Annotated in this window: 17 protein-coding genes; 10 read left to right on the top strand and 7 right to left on the bottom strand. The window is 47.3% G+C overall.

Annotated features, from left to right (window positions below; genetic code table 11):
- Window positions 1-487: 487 nt before the first annotated feature.
- Complete coding sequence (locus BLS58_RS05400; protein WP_090396760.1) at window positions 488-1,987, bottom strand: BCCT family transporter; 1,500 nt, start codon at window positions 1,985-1,987, stop codon at window positions 488-490.
- Between the two features lie 120 nt (window positions 1,988-2,107).
- Here BLS58_RS05400 and BLS58_RS05395 point away from each other — a divergent pair, with 120 nt between their 5' ends.
- From BLS58_RS05395 to BLS58_RS05365, 7 genes are all read left to right on the top strand, one after another.
- Window positions 2,108-3,343, top strand: a complete 1,236-nt coding sequence (locus BLS58_RS05395; RefSeq protein ID WP_090396758.1) for a M20/M25/M40 family metallo-hydrolase — start codon at window positions 2,108-2,110, stop codon at window positions 3,341-3,343.
- Window positions 3,344-3,416: 73 nt separating this feature from the next.
- Window positions 3,417-4,061, top strand: a complete 645-nt coding sequence (locus BLS58_RS05390; protein WP_090396756.1) for an SDR family oxidoreductase — start codon at window positions 3,417-3,419, stop codon at window positions 4,059-4,061.
- Between the two features lie 259 nt (window positions 4,062-4,320).
- Window positions 4,321-5,535 (top strand): poly-gamma-glutamate synthase PgsB, encoded by a 1,215-nt coding sequence (pgsB, locus tag BLS58_RS05385; protein WP_425433667.1) that lies wholly within the window; start codon window positions 4,321-4,323, stop codon window positions 5,533-5,535.
- 20 nt (window positions 5,536-5,555) lie between these two features.
- Complete coding sequence (gene pgsC / locus BLS58_RS05380; protein WP_090396755.1) at window positions 5,556-6,005, top strand: poly-gamma-glutamate biosynthesis protein PgsC; 450 nt, start codon at window positions 5,556-5,558, stop codon at window positions 6,003-6,005.
- A gap of 13 nt (window positions 6,006-6,018) precedes the next feature.
- Window positions 6,019-7,161, top strand: coding sequence for a CapA family protein (locus BLS58_RS05375; protein ID WP_090396753.1), 1,143 nt, complete (start codon window positions 6,019-6,021; stop codon window positions 7,159-7,161).
- Between the two features lie 38 nt (window positions 7,162-7,199).
- Window positions 7,200-8,873, top strand: coding sequence for a gamma-glutamyltransferase family protein (locus tag BLS58_RS05370; RefSeq protein ID WP_090396749.1), 1,674 nt, complete (start codon window positions 7,200-7,202; stop codon window positions 8,871-8,873).
- Window positions 8,874-8,891: 18 nt separating this feature from the next.
- Entirely contained in the window at window positions 8,892-9,593 is a 702-nt protein-coding gene (locus BLS58_RS05365; RefSeq protein WP_090396747.1) for a hypothetical protein, read from the top strand.
- Window positions 9,594-9,935: 342 nt separating this feature from the next.
- On the opposite strand, the gene BLS58_RS05360 is transcribed toward BLS58_RS05365, so the two are convergent.
- The 6 genes from BLS58_RS05360 to BLS58_RS17455 form a co-directional block, all read right to left on the bottom strand.
- The gene (locus BLS58_RS05360) at window positions 9,936-10,802 is read right to left on the bottom strand and encodes a YitT family protein (RefSeq protein WP_090396745.1); all 867 of its coding nucleotides are present in this window, start codon (window positions 10,800-10,802) and stop codon (window positions 9,936-9,938) included.
- 307 nt (window positions 10,803-11,109) lie between these two features.
- On the bottom strand, window positions 11,110-11,991 hold the full coding sequence (locus tag BLS58_RS05355) for a metal ABC transporter permease (RefSeq protein ID WP_090396743.1): 882 nt from the start codon (window positions 11,989-11,991) through the stop codon (window positions 11,110-11,112).
- Window positions 11,992-13,272, bottom strand: coding sequence for a metal ABC transporter permease (locus BLS58_RS05350; RefSeq protein WP_090396741.1), 1,281 nt, complete (start codon window positions 13,270-13,272; stop codon window positions 11,992-11,994).
- Window positions 13,265-14,020, bottom strand: a complete 756-nt coding sequence (locus BLS58_RS05345; RefSeq protein ID WP_090396738.1) for a metal ABC transporter ATP-binding protein — start codon at window positions 14,018-14,020, stop codon at window positions 13,265-13,267. Before BLS58_RS05345 ends, BLS58_RS05350 begins: the two co-directional genes overlap by 8 nt.
- A gap of 79 nt (window positions 14,021-14,099) precedes the next feature.
- The gene (locus BLS58_RS05340; protein ID WP_245723065.1) at window positions 14,100-15,044 is read right to left on the bottom strand and encodes a metal ABC transporter solute-binding protein, Zn/Mn family; all 945 of its coding nucleotides are present in this window, start codon (window positions 15,042-15,044) and stop codon (window positions 14,100-14,102) included.
- A gap of 457 nt (window positions 15,045-15,501) precedes the next feature.
- The gene (locus BLS58_RS17455; protein ID WP_176764625.1) at window positions 15,502-15,648 is read right to left on the bottom strand and encodes a hypothetical protein; all 147 of its coding nucleotides are present in this window, start codon (window positions 15,646-15,648) and stop codon (window positions 15,502-15,504) included.
- Window positions 15,649-15,710: 62 nt separating this feature from the next.
- Here BLS58_RS17455 and BLS58_RS05335 point away from each other — a divergent pair, with 62 nt between their 5' ends.
- From BLS58_RS05335 to BLS58_RS05325, 3 genes are all read left to right on the top strand, one after another.
- Window positions 15,711-16,310 (top strand): class I SAM-dependent methyltransferase, encoded by a 600-nt coding sequence (locus tag BLS58_RS05335; RefSeq protein WP_090396736.1) that lies wholly within the window; start codon window positions 15,711-15,713, stop codon window positions 16,308-16,310.
- Window positions 16,311-16,930: 620 nt separating this feature from the next.
- Window positions 16,931-17,308 carry an ArsR/SmtB family transcription factor gene (locus BLS58_RS05330; RefSeq protein ID WP_090396734.1) on the top strand — a complete coding sequence of 126 codons (378 nt, stop codon included), beginning with the start codon at window positions 16,931-16,933 and terminating at the stop codon, window positions 17,306-17,308.
- The gene (locus BLS58_RS05325) at window positions 17,280-19,445 is read left to right on the top strand and encodes a heavy metal translocating P-type ATPase (RefSeq protein ID WP_090396732.1); all 2,166 of its coding nucleotides are present in this window, start codon (window positions 17,280-17,282) and stop codon (window positions 19,443-19,445) included. Before BLS58_RS05330 ends, BLS58_RS05325 begins: the two co-directional genes overlap by 29 nt.
- The last annotated feature ends 57 nt before the right edge of the window (window positions 19,446-19,502 follow it).

Raw genomic sequence — 19,502 nt, 5'->3', positions numbered from 1 at the left:
ACCAACTCCACGGGGTAAGAAAAAGCGGAAATCATCCCTCAAAAGGATGCGGAGTTACTTCGCGGGGTACGAAAAAGCGGAAATCATCCCCCAAAAGGATGCCGATCAACTCCGCGGGGTACGACAAAGCGGGAATCATCCCCCAAAAGGATGCGGAGTTACTCCGCGGGGTACGACAAAGCGGAAATCATCCCCCAAAAGGACGCCGATCAACTCCGCGGGGTACGAAAAAGCGAAAATCATCCCCCAAAAGGATGCCGATCAACTCCGCGGGGTATAAAAAAGCGGAAATCATCCCCCAAAAGGATGCCGATCAACTCCACGGGGTACGAAAAAGCGGAAATCATCCCTCAAAAGGATGCCGATCAACTCCGCGGGGTACGAAAAAGCGAAAATCATCCCCAAAAGGACGCCGATCAACTCCGAGGGGTACGAAAAATGAGATCCCCCCCTCCCGAAAGCAGGCCCCCCGGAGCCCCCCAGGGTTTTATCGCGTGTTCGCTTGTTTTTGCTCTTTTCTCTCTTTACGTAAAGCCTTTAGTAAAGCGAATATCATGAGAAGCATCACAATCGAGAATGGAAACGCCGCTATGATCATCGTATTTTCTACCGCTTGCAGGCCGCCTGAATATAAAAGAATGGTGGCGATCGCCGAGAGCAAAATCCCCCAGATGAACTTGACCCTTCTGGCGGGGTTCGTGTCCCCGTTACTCGTTTGCATTCCGAGGACAAAGGTTGCCGAATCTCCGGAAGTTATGAAGAATATGGCAATGAGCACGATCGCTAATATGGACATAACCGTCGCCAGCGGCAAATGGTCCAACAGCCCGAACAACATTTCTTCGGTTGCCAGTGATGAAAGATTTGCCCCCTGCTGGCTTTCCAGGAAGATCGACGATCCCCCCAGAAAAGAAAACCAGATGAACCCGACAATCGAAGGGGCGAGCAGGACACCTACGGTGAATTGCCGTAATGTACGCCCCTTTGATACACGGGCGACAAAGGTACCAACATAGGGTGACCAGGCCATCCACCAGGCCCAATAGAAAATCGTCCAGTCGTTAATCCAGGCCCGGGCATCCGGATCAGTGGGGGCGATGCGAAAGCTCATTTCCGGCAATGATTGCAAGTACTCTCCAATGGTGTTTGTAAAAATGTTTAATGAAAAAAGGGTGGGGCCTGCGATTATGACAAATAACAGCAATACACCGGCAAGGACCATATTCGTATTGCTTAAGTAACGAATGCCTTTTTGAATGCCCGTGGCTGATGAGATAAGGTATAAGACGGTGATCACCGCAATGATCCCTAATTGAAACAGGAAACTCTCGCCTATGCCGGTCAGAAACGTAATGCCCCCGTTTATTTGCACAGCACCGAATCCAAGTGTGGTCGCTATCCCGCTCACGGTCGCGACAACCGCGATCACATTAATGATCATCCCCCATGCGCCTTCTGAATCCATGAGCGGAGAAAGCGCAGAGCTAATCGTCCCGGATTCCTCTTTGCGAAACTTAAAATAACCGAGGCAGATGGCAACGATGGCATAAATACCCCAGGCATGCAGGCCCCAATGGAAAAACACGAATCTCATGGATTCCAGTATAGCCTCATCACTTCCGGGTTCAACAGTCGGCGAATCGAGTGCGTAATGGGAAATAGGCTCGGCTGCTCCCCAGAAGAGCAGACCGGTACCCATACCGGCACTGAACAGCAAAGCGAACCAGGAAGGCAGCTTAAACTCAGGCTGATCCTCCTCTTTGCCCAGTTTTATTTTCCCGTACGGACTAACGATAAAAAAGAGACATACCAGCACAAAGATTGAGACAATGATTAAGTAATACCAACCAAAGATTGACGAGATCATTTCCTGTGTTTGCGCGGTCACCGTCTCGAGGAAATCAGGTGCGAAGAATCCAACTATAACAATGAGTAAAACAATGCTGGCTGACCAATAAAAAACGGCCCCAATCTTTTTCTTGTTCATGGGCTCGACCTCTTTTCCGAAAATCTCTTATCCGTTTATCGTCTGCAAACGGATAAATTTCATGCAGACAGTGACCGGAAAAAGGATATCCTCCATAATGAGGGGAGAGGAGGCTTGAAAATGAATGATGTTTATGCACGCCTTAAGCAATCGCAACAAGTCAAGCGCGCGCTGCAGTTTCTTTTTGAAGATGACGCGCGTGTCCTGAAAGAACAAATTGAACTCGCAGAGATTCCGGCCCCGCCGTTTACGGAGGAGGCACGGGCAGAAGATTATGAAAAACGTTTGCGTTCCCTCGGTTTGGAGGATGTCACCTCGGATATGGAAGGGAATGTATACGGCTGGCAAAAAGGGGAGGGCAAAGGCCCTACACTATTTGTGAGTGCTCATCTGGACAGTGTTTTTTCGGCCGATGTTGACCTCACGGTAACGGAAAAAGCGGGTGTTTATTACGGGCCCGGGATTACTGATGACGCGCGCGGGCTCGCGGCGTTATTATCGTTGATTCGTGCCTGCAATGAAGCGGGCCTGCAAACGATCGGAGATATCATTTTCGGGGGAACGGTAGGAGAAGAAGGGCCGGGAGATTTGCGGGGAGTGAAAGCTTTTTTCCGGGAACACGATAACGTTGACGGGTTTATTTCCATCGATGCCGTGTCTCCGAGCGAAATCATCTATAAAGGCACCGGGAGCTACCGGTATACGATCACGTTTCGGGGGCCGGGAGGCCATAGCTTCGGTTCTTTTGGCACGCCGAGCGCTGTTCATGCAGCGGCACGGGCAACGACTGCCATTGCCGAACTGGAAGTAGAGACCGATCCGAAGACGACGTTTAATGTCGGTGTGATCGAAGGCGGAACGATTCCGACAGCCATCGCCCAAACGTGCTCGATAGGTGTGGATATTCGTTCAAATGGAAAAGGGGAATTGGATGTACTGGAGAAAAACATACAGAAGATTGTGGAGCAAGCGATGAATGCGGAAAACGAGCGCTGGGGATACACGGAGGATCACGGTATCAGCTCTTCGATTGAAAAAATCGGCGACCGGCCGGTTGCCAGGCAAGCCGAGGATGATATTATCGTCCGGACCGCCTGGCAGGCAACAGAAACGCTTTCGCTGCAACCAAAGCTCTCAAAAGCTGTCAGTACAGATGCCAACTATCCGATCAGCATTGGGATACCTTCACTTACCCTGGGTGGCGGGGGGCAGGCGGGGGCGGCCCACTCCCTCGATGAATGGTATCAACCGGAGAAGAGCTATCTCGGTCCCCAACGCGTGTTGTTAACAATGCTTGGACTCGTGGGTTTATATAGTGACGGTGACCTTATTCGCCCCTTATTGGCAAAGCGGTAACGATGTTTGTTTTGCCTTGCTTTAGGGTACACATATTAAGTGAGTTCAGTATTTGAAGGAGAGTGGACAAGCCATGAATGTACTCGTCATAGGCGCAAATGGTCAAATAGGAAACCAACTTGTAGAAAAGCTCGTTAACGAGGAAAACTATACACCCAGGGCGATGGTGCGAAAAGAAGAGCAGCAAAAGCCATTTAAGGATATGGGGGCCGACACCGTGCTGGCCGATGTCGAAGGAAGCGTTGAAGATTTAACGGCCGCCGCCCAGGGGATGGATGCCGTCGTGTTCACGGCAGGATCCGGCGCACATACCGGTGCGGATAAAACGATGATGGTCGACTTCGATGGCGCGGTTAAATCCATGGAGGCCGCGAAAGCAGCCGGTGCCAAACGCTTCGTGATCGTGAGTGCGATCGGGGTTCATCATCGGGAAAAATGGATGGGAAAAGCGGCTTATTACAGTGCGGCGAAACACTATGCCGATGTATGGCTTGCCTCCAGTGGTCTCGATTACACGATCATTCGACCCGGTCTCTTAACGAACGATGCCGGAAAAGAGAAGATCAAGGCCGCGTACGATCTTGACCGGGATGAGATCCCTCGTGAAGACGTTGCGAATACGATCATAGCATCATTAAAAAATAGAGATACGATCGGCAAATCATTTGACCTCACTTCAGGCGAAGAATCTATTGAAAGCGCATTACAAAACATGTAAGGGCTATGCTTAGCAGTTTAACCCGCTGCTAGGCATATTTTTTTCTTTATTAAAATTATGGAAGGGTGAAAATCAGGGTATGCTGGAAAAAGAAAAATCGTTTTAAAAGCAATTTTGTAACGATTACAGACGGGTAAGAAAATGAGCAGAGATTGTAATAGAATTGCAACGTTTTAACGGTAGATAAATGAGCGTGATTCACGTATACTTTTTATGGAACCAATGCTTGTCGAAACATGTTACTTAAACAGGAAAAAGAATGGAAGCCAAGAAAGAAGGGCCTTATGTGTTTACCCTTATTGTAGGTATTAGCCTGCTCATCGTCCTCGCGTTAGGTATGCGTGAAAAAGAGAATCACAATAAACATGTGAACGAAATCCCGATTCGGATCAATATTAACGGTACGCGCGGAAAGTCTACCGTGACTCGACTCGTCGCCGGTGCTCTCATGGAAGCGGACATCAAAACCGTCGGGAAAATAACCGGTACTGAAGCGCGCATGTTCTATTGGTATCAGGAAGAGGAAAAACCGATCGTCCGACGCCTGGAGGGGCCGAACATTCGCGAACAGAAAGAAGCGGTGAAAGAAGCCGCCGATGACGGTGCCGAAGCTTTTGTCAGTGAATGTATGGCGGTTCATCCCGAGTACCAGAAAATTTTCCAGGATGACTGGATGCAGGCGAATATTGGCGTTGTCGTTAATGTGATTGAAGATCACATGGAAGTGATGGGGCCAACCATCGAGGACGTCGTCGATGCATTCCGCGTGACGATTCCATATAACGGCATATTCATCACATCACCGTCACCATTTGTCGAGGATTTTGAAGAAGAGGCCGCCAGGCGAAATACCCAGGTCTTCGTCGCGGATACCAATGCTGTATCCCCGCATTTTCTGCAAAAATTTGAGTATATGGTTTTTCCCGAAAATGTAGCGTTGGCCCTGGCCGTTGCCAAAGCGCTCGGTATCGATGAACATACAGCGAGCCGCGGGATGTTAAAAGCGAAGGCAGCCCCCGGCGCGACACACGTAATGCCCATGGTTGATCAAAAGCAACAGGTTTCCTTTTTTGTGAACGGGTTTTCGGCGAATGAACCGACATCGACGATGAATATTTGGGAAAATGCGTTACACCTTGGATATCCCGCGGACGACCCTATCGTCATCATGAACTGCCGGGAGGATCGTCCGGAACGAACGCAGCAATTTTTGGAGCATTTACTTCCGTATATGTCCATAGGTAAGCTCGTTTTGATCGGTGAAGGTACAAACAAGATCGTGAAAGCCTATGAACAAGGAAAACTGGATGTTAAAGAACTGTACAATATGGAAAATGAGAAAACCGAAAAAATATATGAATTCGTTGTCTCAGCCATGGACCGATCGACCATATTGGGCATTGGCAACTACCATGGTGCAGCAGAACCCTTAATACATGAACTGGAAAATTACAAGAAACTGTCGACCGTTTAAACAGAGGAGTTGGGTGAGCATTGTTTGGAACAGAACTTTATATTGCGCTCGTGATCGGAACGATACTGAGCCTTATTTATACGGAACGGACAGGCATTATGCCTGCGGGACTGATTGTGCCGGGATATGTCGCCCTCGTTTTTGATCAGCCGATCTTTCTCGTGATGATCTTTTTTATCAGCTTTTTGACATACATCATTACGATGCAGGTCGTCGGCCGTTTGACGATTTTATACGGACGCCGTAAATTTGCGGCGATGATGACGATCGGGATTTTGTTGAAGATGATCTTCGATTATTTTTTTCCGATTTTCCCGTTTGAGACCGTTGAGTTTCGGGGGCTGGGTGTGATTGTGCCCGGACTGGTCGCGAATTCCTTTCAACGTCAGGGTGTCCTGCCGACATTGTTGAGCACGTTGGTGATCAGCGGCATTACGTTCTTCATCATAACGATACTTTACATGATCTAGGGTGTGGGATGAGATGAGAGAAAAGCGTACACGCGAGTTTAATTTACAGGAATCGATGCTCGCCCGAACGAAAAAACATAAAAGAAAAGCGTTCCCGCACGCGGTGATTGGTACCATTATTTGCTTGCTCATCCTGCTGTCCGTCAATTGGTGGCCCACACCGGATGTTGCATCGGTGGCCAGTGATGAGGAAAATGCCTTCACGGCCTCTTTTGTCGGCGACATTATGACGGGCCGTTATGTCGAGCAAGTGGTCGATCATCGTGGTACGGAGGCCTTGTTTCAGTATGCCAGGCCTTATTTTGACGAAGCGGATTATGTAACCGGAAATCTTGAAAATCCCGTCTTAATGGATGGTAACGAATATGAACCCGAGGACAAGGAGATCGTTCTCGAAGCTGGTCAGGAAACCGTCGGCATTCTTGATGATGCCGGTTTTACCAATGTTAATCTCGCCAATAATCATATTCGCGATTACGGTTCAGAAGGGCTACAGTCTACGCTTACAGCTTTCGAACCTTCAGAAGTGGATACGGTGGGTGCCTATTTCGGTCAGGACGAGGAAGCGATCTCCATCGAGCAGCATGATGACCTCACCGTGGCGACGGTCGGTTTTAATGACGTTTGGCCCCTCACCGGGAGTGAAGGCGTCGCTGAGTCCAGTCCTGCCGAGTCATTGGAAATGATACAGGATGCGGATGAACAAGCCGATCTCGTCGTCGCTCATCTTCACAGCGGGGTGGAATACTCAAGCACGGTTACGGATCGACAGGAAGAGTTGATGAAAGCCTATGTGGATGCCGGAGCGGATATCGTTGTCGGGCATCATCCCCACGTATTGCAATCTGTCGATGTCTATAATGACGGTATTATCTTTTACTCGCTCGGCAATTTTGTGTTTGACCAGGGCTGGACACGGGCAAGGGATACTGTAGTGGCTCAATATGAATTAGGCGAGGATGGCATGGCCGAGATTGAGCTCGTCCCCTTTCGCATTCGCGAAGCCCAGCCAAGACCGATAGATGGCCTGGCCGAGCCGTATCATCGCGAGCGGATTTTTCAACAATTAACAAAGGATACATCGGATGATTCGACATATGAACAATCCGATGGACGCTTAGTATTCGAAGTTGACCATGGACATGTGTTAGAATAACTTTTATGGTGTAGTGTTTTGAAGAAGGGGGTCGGGTTTTGTCACGAAACATGATCGTGGTTATGTCGATGATTGCGGTGCTTTTGCTCATAACCGCGTTTATAATGACTCAGGATAATGATGGGGAGCCGGCGACAGACGGCTCCGATGATACGGAAACAAACGATGAGGTAACCGAAGATGTCGTCGAGTTTGACGGTGATTATGGTGTGAGCACATCCAATGAACAGGCACAGCAAGTAGGCATGGATGTGCTGGATGCCGGCGGCAATGCTGTTGACGCCGCGATTGCCGTCTCCCTTACCCTTGGTGTTACAGAACCTTACGGATCAGGCATCGGGGGCGGCGGAGCAATGCTGGTTCTCGATAACCCGGCTGCGGATCCGGATTATTATGATTATCGGGAAGAATCACCTGCCGAGGGACGTGAAAGTCAGGCGGGCGTGCCCGGCTTTTTGAGAGGTATGGAGCATATTCACGATGAACATGGATCGCTGCCGCTGGAAGACTTGATAGAACCGGCGATTGAATATGCCGAGGAAGGCTTTGAAGTCGATTATATGTTGGCGAATCGTCTGGAGTACGCCGGCACGATCAACCAACCGGACGGTCGGATTGATCCCGATGCAGCCGAAGAATTTTATCCGGAAGGGATGGCGCTTCAGGAAGGGCAGGAGCTTGTGCAGCCCAGGCTTGCGGAAACGCTAAGGCAACTTCGGGATGAGGGTTTTGAGGATTTCTACAATGGTGAACTGGCGAGTGAGATAGCCGGAGACCGGTCCAGTATCACCGAAGACGATTTGGACAATTATGACGTGCTGGAAACCGAACCTGCTTCCGGATCGTTTTACGGCCATCAAGTCTATTCAGGCGGACCACCCACGTCGGGGGTAACGTTTATCCAAATGTTACAGATGGCTGAACAACTGGAGATCTACGAACATGAACCGGATTCAGCCTCGTTCGCGCACTTGTTCGCGCAAATTTCGGATGTGGCATACGACGATCGAATGTCAAATATTGGCGACCCAAACGATGTGGATGTGGATGTGGATGATTTAACGAGTGAAGAACACACGCAGGGTTTGGCCGATGAGGTCGAGACCGATGAAGTGAGCGTGGCCGGGGAAGAACAGGAAATGGTGTCCGAGTACAGCGGTGACGGAAATACCACCCATATCGTCGTCGTTGACGAAGAGGGTCGCATGGTATCCGCGACGAATACACTGAGCAATTTCTTCGGTTCAGGCGAGATGACAGACGCCGGATTTTTTCTCAACGACGTGATGAGCAATTTTGCGCCCGAAGATTTGCCTCCGAATAACTATGATAGCGGCAAACGTGCCCGCAGTTTTATCGCGCCATCGATTTTTATCAGCGAAGAACAGGAAACTGTTATGGGGCTAGGGAGCCCCGGTGGACGCAGAATTCCACAAATTATGGGTCAGGTGCTCATGAATACGGTATACTTTGATGGAGATATTTACGAGGCGATGAACTACCCCCGCTTTGTTTATAGCGGTCAGGAAGGTGTAGACCAGATCATCATCGAAGGGGAATGGGGCGATGCTGAAACCGATGCAGAGCTGAGTGAATTAGACTATATCGTCGAGGAACGACCGACGGACGTATTCTTCGGTGGCATCCAGCTCCTGGAAGTTAATTATGAAGACGAAACGGTCGAAGACATCAATGATGAACGCCGTGATTAAAGGGAAAAGGGGATAACGATGCAAATATTAAAAAGAGTAGCCCCATACGCAGTAGCCGTTGTAGTTGTTATCGCGCTTTATAATTTGCAGCATGAAGATACCCTCACTCGTGGAGAATCACAATATATAGCGCAGTTCTCCGAAAGCCAGCAAGAAAATGAAGGCGATCAGGAACAGGAGATGGAAGGAGAGTTTGCTGCTCCATCTGCGGACGGGGATCAAGATATCGATGAGCTTTTACAGCAGTATGAAGCCGGCGATGAGATTCATGTTGCGGTTTTTACTGCGAATGAGGCAGGAGAGGACGAAGCGACGAATCTTTTTCTGGAGAGCCTGGAGGATAACTACGATCATCAATTTCAGGTTTATAACTTTAATATGGATGATTTTCAGAGCAATGACTCCACGGAATTCGTAGAGCAGCAAGACTGGCAAACCATTAACGAAACAGGGGCGGATTTGGTGATTTATGAGCCCCTCGCTCATCGTGATGGTCAGCTGGAAGAATCGAAATTAAGGACGAGTGAAATCATCAACGGCTTCGACGGTTACCCCGTTTTAAAAATCCCTTCTTATGAAAATTCGGGCGACCCCGAGCCATTCGTTCAGGAATGGACAGATTTTGCGGATGAAGAAGAACTTCAATATGTGGGCCCGGATGAACAGGGAGTGAGTGATTCCGCACTGACCCAGGCGGAAGAGTTGGAAGCCGGATCATAATGAGAGATAATGGATTGAGTGTTCTCCATTTTGGAGGATGCTCTTTTTTGTGCAGAGTTGCAAAGAATATCGGAACAGACAGGCGAAGTGGCCTCAAACGCCAGTGAAGCCGTCCCGAGAGGGATCAGAAGTGGGATGTGATCCCTCAACCGTCGGTTGAACCGTTCCGAGAGGGATCAGAAGCGGGATGTGATCCCTCAAAATCGATTAGGAGAAAAAGTCGGTGAAGTGGTCGAAGCAGGAGGATCATTGACCACAAATGAAGGAAAATAGGCATTAACGTCACGAATGCGTTTGCGTAAAAACCGCTTTGCAATCAATTCCGTGTGCGGTTAAAAGGATTTAACTCGATTGATCTTCCTGTTCTTCCTCATTTATTTGGAACATATCTCCTGCAAAAAATGTACCTCCGGAAACATCTTTGACATTGCTAACAACGACAAAAGCTTCACTGTCTATATCATTAATCATGTTCCTCAAGTGGATGACCCTGTGATTTTTTACAATAATGTATAATATTTTTTGCTCTTTACTGGTATATACACCAGAACCATTAATGTACGTGGCACTGGATGCTAAATCTGTCGTTACTCTCCTGGCAATTTCTTCATTATGGATCGATATGATTTGGAAAGCTTTTTTAGCATCGAACCCATTTAATACATAATCCGTTGCTACTTTTGCAACAAACAAAGCAATGACCGTATACAATGTATTTAGTATACCGATAATGAAGATACCTGACGTAACGATTAGAATATCTAAAATAAAAGTGACTAATACGACATCCCAGCCAAATCTTTTACGCAATATTAAAGCTACAGTCGATGACCCACCATAAGAACCACCTGCGTGTAATATGAGTGCAAAACCCACCCCCATAAAAAGACCAAAAAAAATACCACCAACCAATGGATCACCGATTGGTTGTTGCCCGAGGTCTTCTGTCAAATAAGTCAGAAGAGATAATAGCGCGGTAGAAATGGCAGTCTTAATAACGACAATCCGGGATAAATATTTAATGCTGATGAGTGTTATAACGATAAATGATATAAATACGACGAGTGCCGGGGAAATACCTAAAGAAAAGTACAAAAGTAAGGATACACCAACATGGCCCCCATCAGCAATTTCATTAGGCATTGCAAATAACGTTATACTCAATGCTGATAATAATGTGCCAAAAAATAATAATGAAATATTTTTCAATTCTTATTTCCCCCCCCTTTTATGAAATATACATCTCAGCCTCTAGCCTTCACCCTAAATTGAACCATATTCACCGGAGAGCATGAGTGACGAAAATGCTGTAGGTAGAAAAGAGACAAGTGATAATATAATAACAACAAATTTATGATTAAGTAAATAGCGCTAAAACAATTCGATCAAAGAATTGAGTGATATAAATACAAAATAATTCGAAAAGTATTTTAATGCTTCATACAAATCATAAGACTGGAATTCATAAGCCTTGATCACGTGAAAAGAAACCTGAAATTCGTCACTCAGGTTTCAATTATACTTCATATTTGATCCGATTTTGCAGCAATCGTTTCGCAATTAATCCATGGGTCGGGGAGAAAACAAACGCAAGCAAGAAGATGACGCCTGCCATCGTCGCCATCATGCCGGCAATGGAAGCATCCAGCCAGGCCGCGATGTAATACCCAGAAAATGCGGCGAGCACCCCGAAAACAGCACTAAGGACAAACATCATACTTAAGCGTTCCGTCAGCAAATACGCGGTGGCGCCCGGCGCGATCAACATGGCCACGACGAGAATGGCGCCAACCGCGTCGAAAGAGGCAACCGCCGTGAGGGATGTCATTCCCATGAGGAGATAATGCAATACACCGACGGGAAGCCCAATCGCAGCCGCCAGTTCCGGGTCAAAGGTGCTAACCTTGAATTCTTTATAAAAGAGAAAGAGCAGGATCACATCGATGACGAGGACAATGCCAAGCATCCAAACTGCCTGCGGAATCCCTTCAATCCCGAACCAGTTGACCGTCTCCCAGGGAATAAACGCAATGTCCCCCATGATGCTGTGCTCCACGTCAATGTGGACATTGCCCGCATACATGGACACGAGGATAACCCCGATGGCAAACAAAAATGTAAATACGATGCCGATCGCAGCATCGGATTGTACGCCTGCAGAATGGAGCATTTGCACAAACACGGTCGTGAGCAAGCCGACAATCGCTGCCCCGATAAACATGGTCCACCCATCCAGCGATTGGGTGATGAGGAAAGCAGAAATAATGCCCAGTAACACCGTATGGCTAATGGCATCGGACAGCATCGCCAATTTCCGCAAAATAAGCAGGACGCCGATGATCCCGCAGGAAACACCCACAAGAGAGGCGGTTAAAAGAATCCAAAATGTATAACTCATTTAAAGCCGACCTCCCTGCATTAATCTTGGTTCCAGTTGATGCTCCTGCAATAACGCGTGTAGACGTTCCCGCTCTTCTTCAGGGAGGGATAGGAAATCCCAGTTCCGTTTTTCCATTTGCAGATTGGCGAAGCGAGCTTCGTGCATGGCATACATCTGCATGTAACGATTGTTGAGTGTAACGTTATGCGCTGTTTCTCTCCCGGATGTCGTTAATGCATACCCTTCTTCCTTTGCATCAATCTTCCCGGATCGTTCCAGACCGTTCAATGTTTTCCGAAACCTTCGCTCGGATAACGGGCGTAATGCACGTATTTCTTCCCGTGCGAAATCTGTGAGCGACCCGGACGCTTGGTAATGTTCTTCCACGAGTTCATACAGGCTTTGCAAAATTTGCTCTCTCGCCGTTTGCTTGCGCAATTGCTGCAAACGGTAAGCTTTGACAACAAGTCCTTTTTTTGGCGCAACGATCAGGGAAACAAAGAAAACAATACAAGCGGCAACGATAATAATCGGACCTGTAGGCATACCGGAAATCGGCGCCGAGGTCACCGTGCCCAATATACCGGAAATGGCACCGAAAACACCGGATAAAATGACCATGACGTCCAGCCGATCCGTCCAATAGCGAGCGGTAATCGCCGGCGCAATCAGCATCGCGACCATCAAGACGACACCGACCGCTTGAAGACCGATGACGACAGCTGCGACGATCATCGTCATTAAGAGACCATTGAGAACCGTCGTAGGTAAACCAATACCTCGTGCGAACTCGCGATCAAAAATGAGCAATTTCAGTTCTTTAAAAAGTAAAATAGTAATAATGACCAAAACCAAGGCGACAGAAGAAATAACACGGACATCCGAGCTTGTCATCGCGGCTGCCTGCCCAAAAATAAATTCATTTAAACCGGCTTGCCCCCCGATGGGAAGATTGTTAATAAAGGTGAGGAGAACGATGCCGATCCCAAAAAAAACAGATAAAACCAAACCGATGGCGGCATCGGTTTTTAGGCGCGTATAATAGGCGATCGCTTGAATGCAATACGTTCCCAGGTAAGCCGTCAATCCTGCCCCTACCAGCAAGGCGCCCATCATTTTTTCGCCGACGATGAGAAAGGCGATGCAAATGCCGGGGAGGGCAGCGTGGCTCATGGCGTCACTGATCAGGCTTTGCCGGCGCAACAGCGCAAAACTTCCGAGCACCCCGCCGGCGATGCCGAGTGCGGTCGTCCCGAATAGCACCCATTGGACATTCGGGTTACTGAGTATTTCAAGCAAGTGGAGTCACTTCCTGTTCTTCTTCCTGGTCGAGAAGTGTTAATTTGCCGCCGTATGTTTTTTGCAAAAGGTCTTTTTTGAATGTTTCCGTCGTCGGCCCGAAAGCGATTTTACGGACATTCAGAAGCATGGTCCAGTCAAAATAGTCCCGGACGGTATGCAAATCATGATGGACGACGAGAACGGTTTTGCCCTGGTCTTTCAGCTCGCTTAATAACTGGATAATCGCTCTTTCCGTAGCGGCATCCACGCCAACGAATGGTTCATCCATAAAATAGACCTGCGCGTTTTGGGCGAGTGCGCGAGCGAGAAACACACGCTGTTGCTGGCCGCCCGACAACTGGCTGATTTGCCGGTTTGCGTATTGATCCATACCGACTTTTTCAAGACAGGACATGGCTTCTCTGCGGTCCTTCTTTTTTACTCTGCGAAACATACCAATCTGTCCATATCGTCCCATGAGCACAACGTCGAGGGCATTCGTCGGAAAATCCCAGTCGACCGACCCTCTTTGCGGAACATAACCGACCTTTTGCCGTTGCTTACGGTATGGTTTTCCATAAATGTTGACTTCCCCGGAGGCTTTGGGCACAAGGTCGAGAATCGATTTCAACAATGTTGATTTCCCCGCCCCGTTGGGGCCGATGATGCCAATAAGTTTGCCTTCCGGGGCCTCAAAATCAATACTTTGGAGGACCGGTTTGCGCTGATAGGCCACCGTAACGTTCTTTGCAGTTATCGGATTCATAATGGATACTCCTTTTCGTGATTAAACGAAATACTGGGAGAAAGCGAATTATGAATGCTTCCCCCCACTTCACTTTACTTTAATCCAGGGCTTCCACGATTTGATTGACATTCGCTTCGTACATTCCGACATACGTGCCTTCTTCGGTGTCGGGTTCTCCCATCGCATCGGAATAAAGGGCACCGCCGTTTTCAACCTCGTGCCCTTGTTCTTGCGCGCCTTCGATGACGGCATCCACGGCACTGTCGGACACGCTCGTTTCGGCAAAAATCGCGTTGATATCCCGTTCGATCATTTCATCAATAACGCCTTGCACATCACTTAGTCCAACCTCGGCCTCTGTACTAATGCCTTGCAGCCCCATCACATCCATGCCTACGGCGTCACCGAAGTATTGGAAGGCGTCATGGGCGGTCACGAGTACACGGCTCTCTTCATCAATATTTTCGATTTCCGCTTCGGACCATGCTTGCAGTTCCTGGATTTCGTCGATGTACGTGTCAGCATTTGCTCGGTAATCGTCCTCATTTTCAGGGTCAAGCTCCGCTAAACCGTCTGCTACGCCTTCAACCGCATAAGACCATAGTTCAGGGTCAAACCAAATGTGTGGATCAGGTGTCCCGGCTTCTTCTTCGTCCTCCAAAATGTCTTCGTCAGGAACCTCTTCCCCTAGTGTATACACCGGTTTTTCGTTCCCCATTTGCCCCAACATCTCAGTCATTTGTTCTTCCAGGTTCAAACCATTCCAAAAAATAATATCCGCTTCGTCGAGCGTTTCCACATCTCCCTGGGAAGCTTCATAATCGTGCGGGTCAATGCCGGGGCCCATTAACCCGGTGTTGTCTACGTGTTCCCCGCCGACATTTTCCACGATATCACTGATTTGGCTCGTCGTCGATGTCACTTGGATGGGGCCATCCCCATCCGCGGCCGATTCTTCCGCACCGGATTCTTCATCGCTACAGGCAGACACCAACAACCCTAAACTTGAAAAGAGAGATAAAATAACAACTGGTTTCTTCAATTTCCATTCCTCATTTCTTCTATGTTTAGTTAAGCGAGCACGACAGCAAAGCAATAAATTTCCTTTGGACAAACAATTTTGCATGAGCAATAATTTTTGCCCTAATGCAACTTATAGTTACATGATATGCCCAGAAGGATTATTTGTCAATAAAAAACAATCGAGTTGTATAAATTTTATCGTGAAGAGGTTAAATTGTCCCGTGGAATGGATAACAGATCAACCATTCTTGAAGGGAAAGCATGATCGATTCGGTGAGAAATAATGTGATCCGAGACATTTGCCATCAGCAGCGATCTGTTGTATTCTTAAGATAGAAAAGGCATACACTAAAAAGACCGCGCAGTGTTGCTGCACCGACGGTCTTCCAATAGAACAATCCTTGTTATTCAACCAGGGGTTTTGTTCACCTATTGAGTAGATGAAGTAACCGCCTTAGGTTTGTGGCCAGGGGTGGTTACTTCTTTTTTTCGTCGTCATTTTTCATCATCAAGACCACTAACGTGGCCACGGCTACACAGAGCATAGGTGTCGGCGTATCTTTTTCTATCGATCCAACCCCTACGATTAAGCAAGCATTAATGAACATGATAATATTCGCCAAACCGTAATATTCTGAAGCTGGCGGAAGCCCTCGGAAAAGAAATAAATACGAGGAGGAATAAAATGTCAAAAGAACATTGGGATAACAGTTTTGCAGATAATGATTTTGTTTACGGTCAAAAAGAAAATGAATTCATACACGATATGAGCAGTATCATTCCGGACCATTCAAACGTTGGTTGTTTTGCCGAAGGTGAAGGTCGGAATGCGGTTTATCTAGCCAAACTGGGTCATGACGTGACGACTTATGATCAATCAGCCATTGGCCTTGAGAAAACTCAAACGTTGGCAAGTGAAAGTAACGTTGATGTAAAAACCATTCAAATTGATTTAACGAATGAGAAAGTGAATATTCATCAATTTGATGCAGCCATTATGGTATTTGGACACGTTGCAAAAACAGATCAATCATTCTTGATGGAAAACATGATCGATGCAGTGAAACCTGGTGGGTATGTCATTTTTGAAGTGTATTCCAAGGATCAACTCAAGTATCAAACAGGTGGACCGCCCTCTCTTGACTTGTTATATGACCCGGCAGACATCCTGAATTGGATGAAAGATTACACATGTATTCATTTTTATTACGGTGAAGCGACGCGGAATGAAGGAAAAAGACATTCGGGTTTAGGCCATGTGATTCAGGCTGTTATCAAGAAATGATATTTATTACTGAATAAAGTGCCAAATCTTGGAATGTTGGTGTATTCTGAGACATTTGCCATCAGCAACGATCTGTTGTATACTTAAGATAGAAATGGCATACACTAAAAAGACCGTGCGGTGTTGCTGCACCGACGGTCTCCCAATAGAACAACCCTTGCTACTTGCCAGGGGTTTTGTTCACCTATTGAGTAGATGAAGTAGCCACCCTTTTGGTTAGCGGCCAGGGGTGGTTACTTCTTTTTTTCGTCGTCATTTTTCATCATCAAGAGCACTAACGTGGCCACGGCTACACAGAGCATAGCCGTATCATATGTGATCATGACGGTTCACCTCCCTTCTCCCTTGAGAAAAGGGCGCCAATGGCGTGAAGGTAAAACGGTGAACATCCACCCCTGGATGGGTTGTCTATTGTCTCTTTAGTATAACATAATTTTAAAGGGTTTCGGCGTAGCTTTTGAATCCATCCAACCCCTACGATTAAGCTTTTCTTTTAAAAACACTCCTTCTAAGATTGCAGATCTGGCTGCTTCATCCTGAGGCAGTCGTTTCTTTTGACATATGTGACCTTTACACCATAGTATAATAATCAAATGATTATTTGAATGAAGGTGAAGGAGATGAAAACGAAAGAAAAACAAGATCAGTGTGAAGTGTTTTGTTATGACGAGGAAAAGGTTCATCGATTATCTTCCCTTATCGAATCGGAAAGCTTCACATTCACAGGGGATATTTTTAAAGCGTTATCTGATGAGACCCGGTTAAAAATTGCTTATGCCTTAACTCAGGAGACTGAACTCTGTGTCTGTGACGTGGCCCATATTATCGGGACAACGACGGCAACGGCTTCTCATCATCTCCGTCATCTTAGAAACTTACGCATTGCGAAAAGTCGGAAAGAAGGAAAATTGGTGTTTTATTCCTTAGATGATCACCATGTTACAGAAATTATTGAAACGGCTATGGCGCATGGCCGGGAGGAGACCCATCGTGGCTGATCAGGCTGAGAAATATGTCTATCGCGTCCAAGGCTTTTCGTGTGCGAATTGTGCCGATACGTTTGAAAAGAATGTGCAACGATTAGATGGCGTTGACAATGCGCAGGTGAATTTTGCGGCTTCAAAGATTACCGTTTACGGATCCACATCAAAGGAAGAATTGGAGCAGGCCGGTTCCTTTGAAAATTTGAAAGTCCGTTCAGAACATGCATCTGATGAAGCGGAACCAACTCATCAGCCATCCTTTTTGCAAAAATATCAAACCATAATATTGGCGATCCTCTTTTTTGGATTTGGAGTGGCTTCTCAAATTATCAATAGCCAAGAGAACCTTCTCACTTGGCTTGCTTATGCCACTTCAATGGTCGTTGGGGGGTATACGCTATTTAAGGCCGGCCTTATGAATTTAATGCGCCTGCGATTTGATATGAAGACGCTCATGACGGTCGCTGTCATCGGGGCGGCCATAATCGGGGAATGGGTGGAAGGAGCCATTGTGGTCATTCTTTTTGCCATTAGTGAAGAACTCGAGGGATTTTCCATGGATCGGGCGAGACAATCCATTCGTTCGCTCATGGATATAGCCCCCAAAGAAGCGCTTATTAAACGACACGGCCAAGAGATGGCCGTGCATGTCGACGACATTGCGATTGGAGACATCATGATCGTCAAACCGGGGCAAAAAGCGGCCATGGATGGTGTTGTTGTAGCCGGTCATTCCTCCATAAATCAGGCAGCTGTTACCGGCGAGTCCATTCCTGTTGAAAAAAATCTCGATGATGAGGTTTTTGCGGGAACATTGAATGAAGAAGGGTTCCTTGAAGTTCGTGTTACCAAGCATGTCGAAGACACGACCATTTCAAAAGTGATCCATCTCGTGGAAGAAGCACAAGCGGAGCGTGCTCCGGCCCAAGCGTTTGTGGATCGATTTGCGAAATATTACACACCCGCCGTTATGGTTTTGGCTATGCTGGTAGCTGTTTTACCGCCATTGATGATGGGAGCGTCTTGGGAAGCATGGATTTATCAAGGGCTTGCTGTATTGGTTGTAGCTTGTCCGTGTGCACTTGTAATTTCAACCCCGGTTTCCATTGTTACAGCTATTGGCAATGCGGCTAAGAATGGTGTTTTAATTAAAGGCGGCGCTTATTTGGAAGAAGCCGGATCGTTGAAAGCGATCGCTTTTGATAAAACAGGGACCTTAACCAAAGGGGTTCCGGTGGTGACGGATTTTTCTCTTTTTCACCCGGGAGACGAAGATGAGCTATTAGCCAAAGTGACTGCGTTAGAGTCGCGATCTCAGCATCCTTTAGCTTCGGCCATCGTCGATCAAGCCAAGCAAGCGAATATTTCTTACCAACATAAAAAAGTTCAAGATTTTACTTCGATCACGGGAAAAGGGATCAAAGGCACGATCGATGGGACGACGTACCACGTTGGGAATCTAAGTTTATGGGAAGATGTGCTGGGATATGCCATTGATCCAGACATTCGTCATTCCCTTGAAGATCTCCAAAAGCAAGGGAAGACGGGAATGTTTGTTGGAACGAATAAGTCCATTTTAGCTCTGATTGCCGTTGCTGATGAAGTTCGAGACACGAGCCAGGAAGTCATCTCCAAACTCCATGACATCGGCATCGACCAGACGATTATGCTTACGGGTGACCATCAAGATACGGCGTCTGCCATTGGCCAACAAGTGGGTGTGACCGATGTTCAAGCCAATCTTTTACCGGAAGATAAACTATCTTATGTTCAAGCGTTTAGAGAAAAGCATCGAAAAGTAGCTATGGTTGGAGACGGGGTAAACGATGCCCCTGCCTTAGCTTCATCCAATGTAGGCATCGCCATGGGAGTAGCAGGCGCTGATACCGCATTGGAAACCGCCGACGTTGCCTTGATGGGAGACGATTTACAAAAATTGCCCTATACGATGAAACTGAGTCGACGAGCGCTACGCATTATTAAACAAAACATTAGTTTCTCACTAGGCATTAAATTATTGGCGCTGTTATTGGTGATACCGGGATGGTTAACCCTTTGGATCGCGATCCTTGCGGATGTTGGGGCGACACTGCTTGTGACCGCGAACGGCCTACGGTTGTTACGGGTAAAAGAAGAAAACGCCGGGCGTTAAGAAGGTTCTTAGCGCCTTAATTTGATTGTGCAAGTTTTCTCTAAAGGTACCTTTTAA

This window comes from Natribacillus halophilus (genome assembly GCF_900100185.1).
Classification (GTDB): Bacteria; Bacillota; Bacilli; order Bacillales; family Marinococcaceae; genus Natribacillus; species Natribacillus halophilus.
The sequence above is the reverse complement of the archived record's forward strand: the minus strand, read 5'-3'. Positions and strand labels throughout refer to the sequence as shown.

Excerpts from the sequence above, each read along its gene's own strand:
- BLS58_RS05330 (WP_090396734.1), top strand. The coding sequence starts at position 16,931 with ATGAAAACGAAAGAAAAACAAGATCAGTGTGAAGTGTTTTGTTATGAC.
- pgsB (WP_425433667.1), top strand. The coding sequence starts at position 4,321 with ATGGAAGCCAAGAAAGAAGGGCCTTATGTGTTTACCCTTATTGTAGGT.
- BLS58_RS05395 (WP_090396758.1), top strand. The coding sequence starts at position 2,108 with ATGAATGATGTTTATGCACGCCTTAAGCAATCGCAACAAGTCAAGCGC.
- BLS58_RS05335 (WP_090396736.1), top strand. The coding sequence starts at position 15,711 with ATGTCAAAAGAACATTGGGATAACAGTTTTGCAGATAATGATTTTGTT.
- BLS58_RS05365 (WP_090396747.1), top strand. The coding sequence starts at position 8,892 with ATGCAAATATTAAAAAGAGTAGCCCCATACGCAGTAGCCGTTGTAGTT.
- BLS58_RS05325 (WP_090396732.1), top strand. The coding sequence starts at position 17,280 with ATGGCCGGGAGGAGACCCATCGTGGCTGATCAGGCTGAGAAATATGTC.
- BLS58_RS05400 (WP_090396760.1), bottom strand. The coding sequence starts at position 1,987 with ATGAACAAGAAAAAGATTGGGGCCGTTTTTTATTGGTCAGCCAGCATT.
- BLS58_RS05345 (WP_090396738.1), bottom strand. The coding sequence starts at position 14,020 with ATGAATCCGATAACTGCAAAGAACGTTACGGTGGCCTATCAGCGCAAA.
- BLS58_RS05390 (WP_090396756.1), top strand. The coding sequence starts at position 3,417 with ATGAATGTACTCGTCATAGGCGCAAATGGTCAAATAGGAAACCAACTT.
- BLS58_RS05355 (WP_090396743.1), bottom strand. The coding sequence starts at position 11,991 with ATGAGTTATACATTTTGGATTCTTTTAACCGCCTCTCTTGTGGGTGTT.
- BLS58_RS05375 (WP_090396753.1), top strand. The coding sequence starts at position 6,019 with ATGAGAGAAAAGCGTACACGCGAGTTTAATTTACAGGAATCGATGCTC.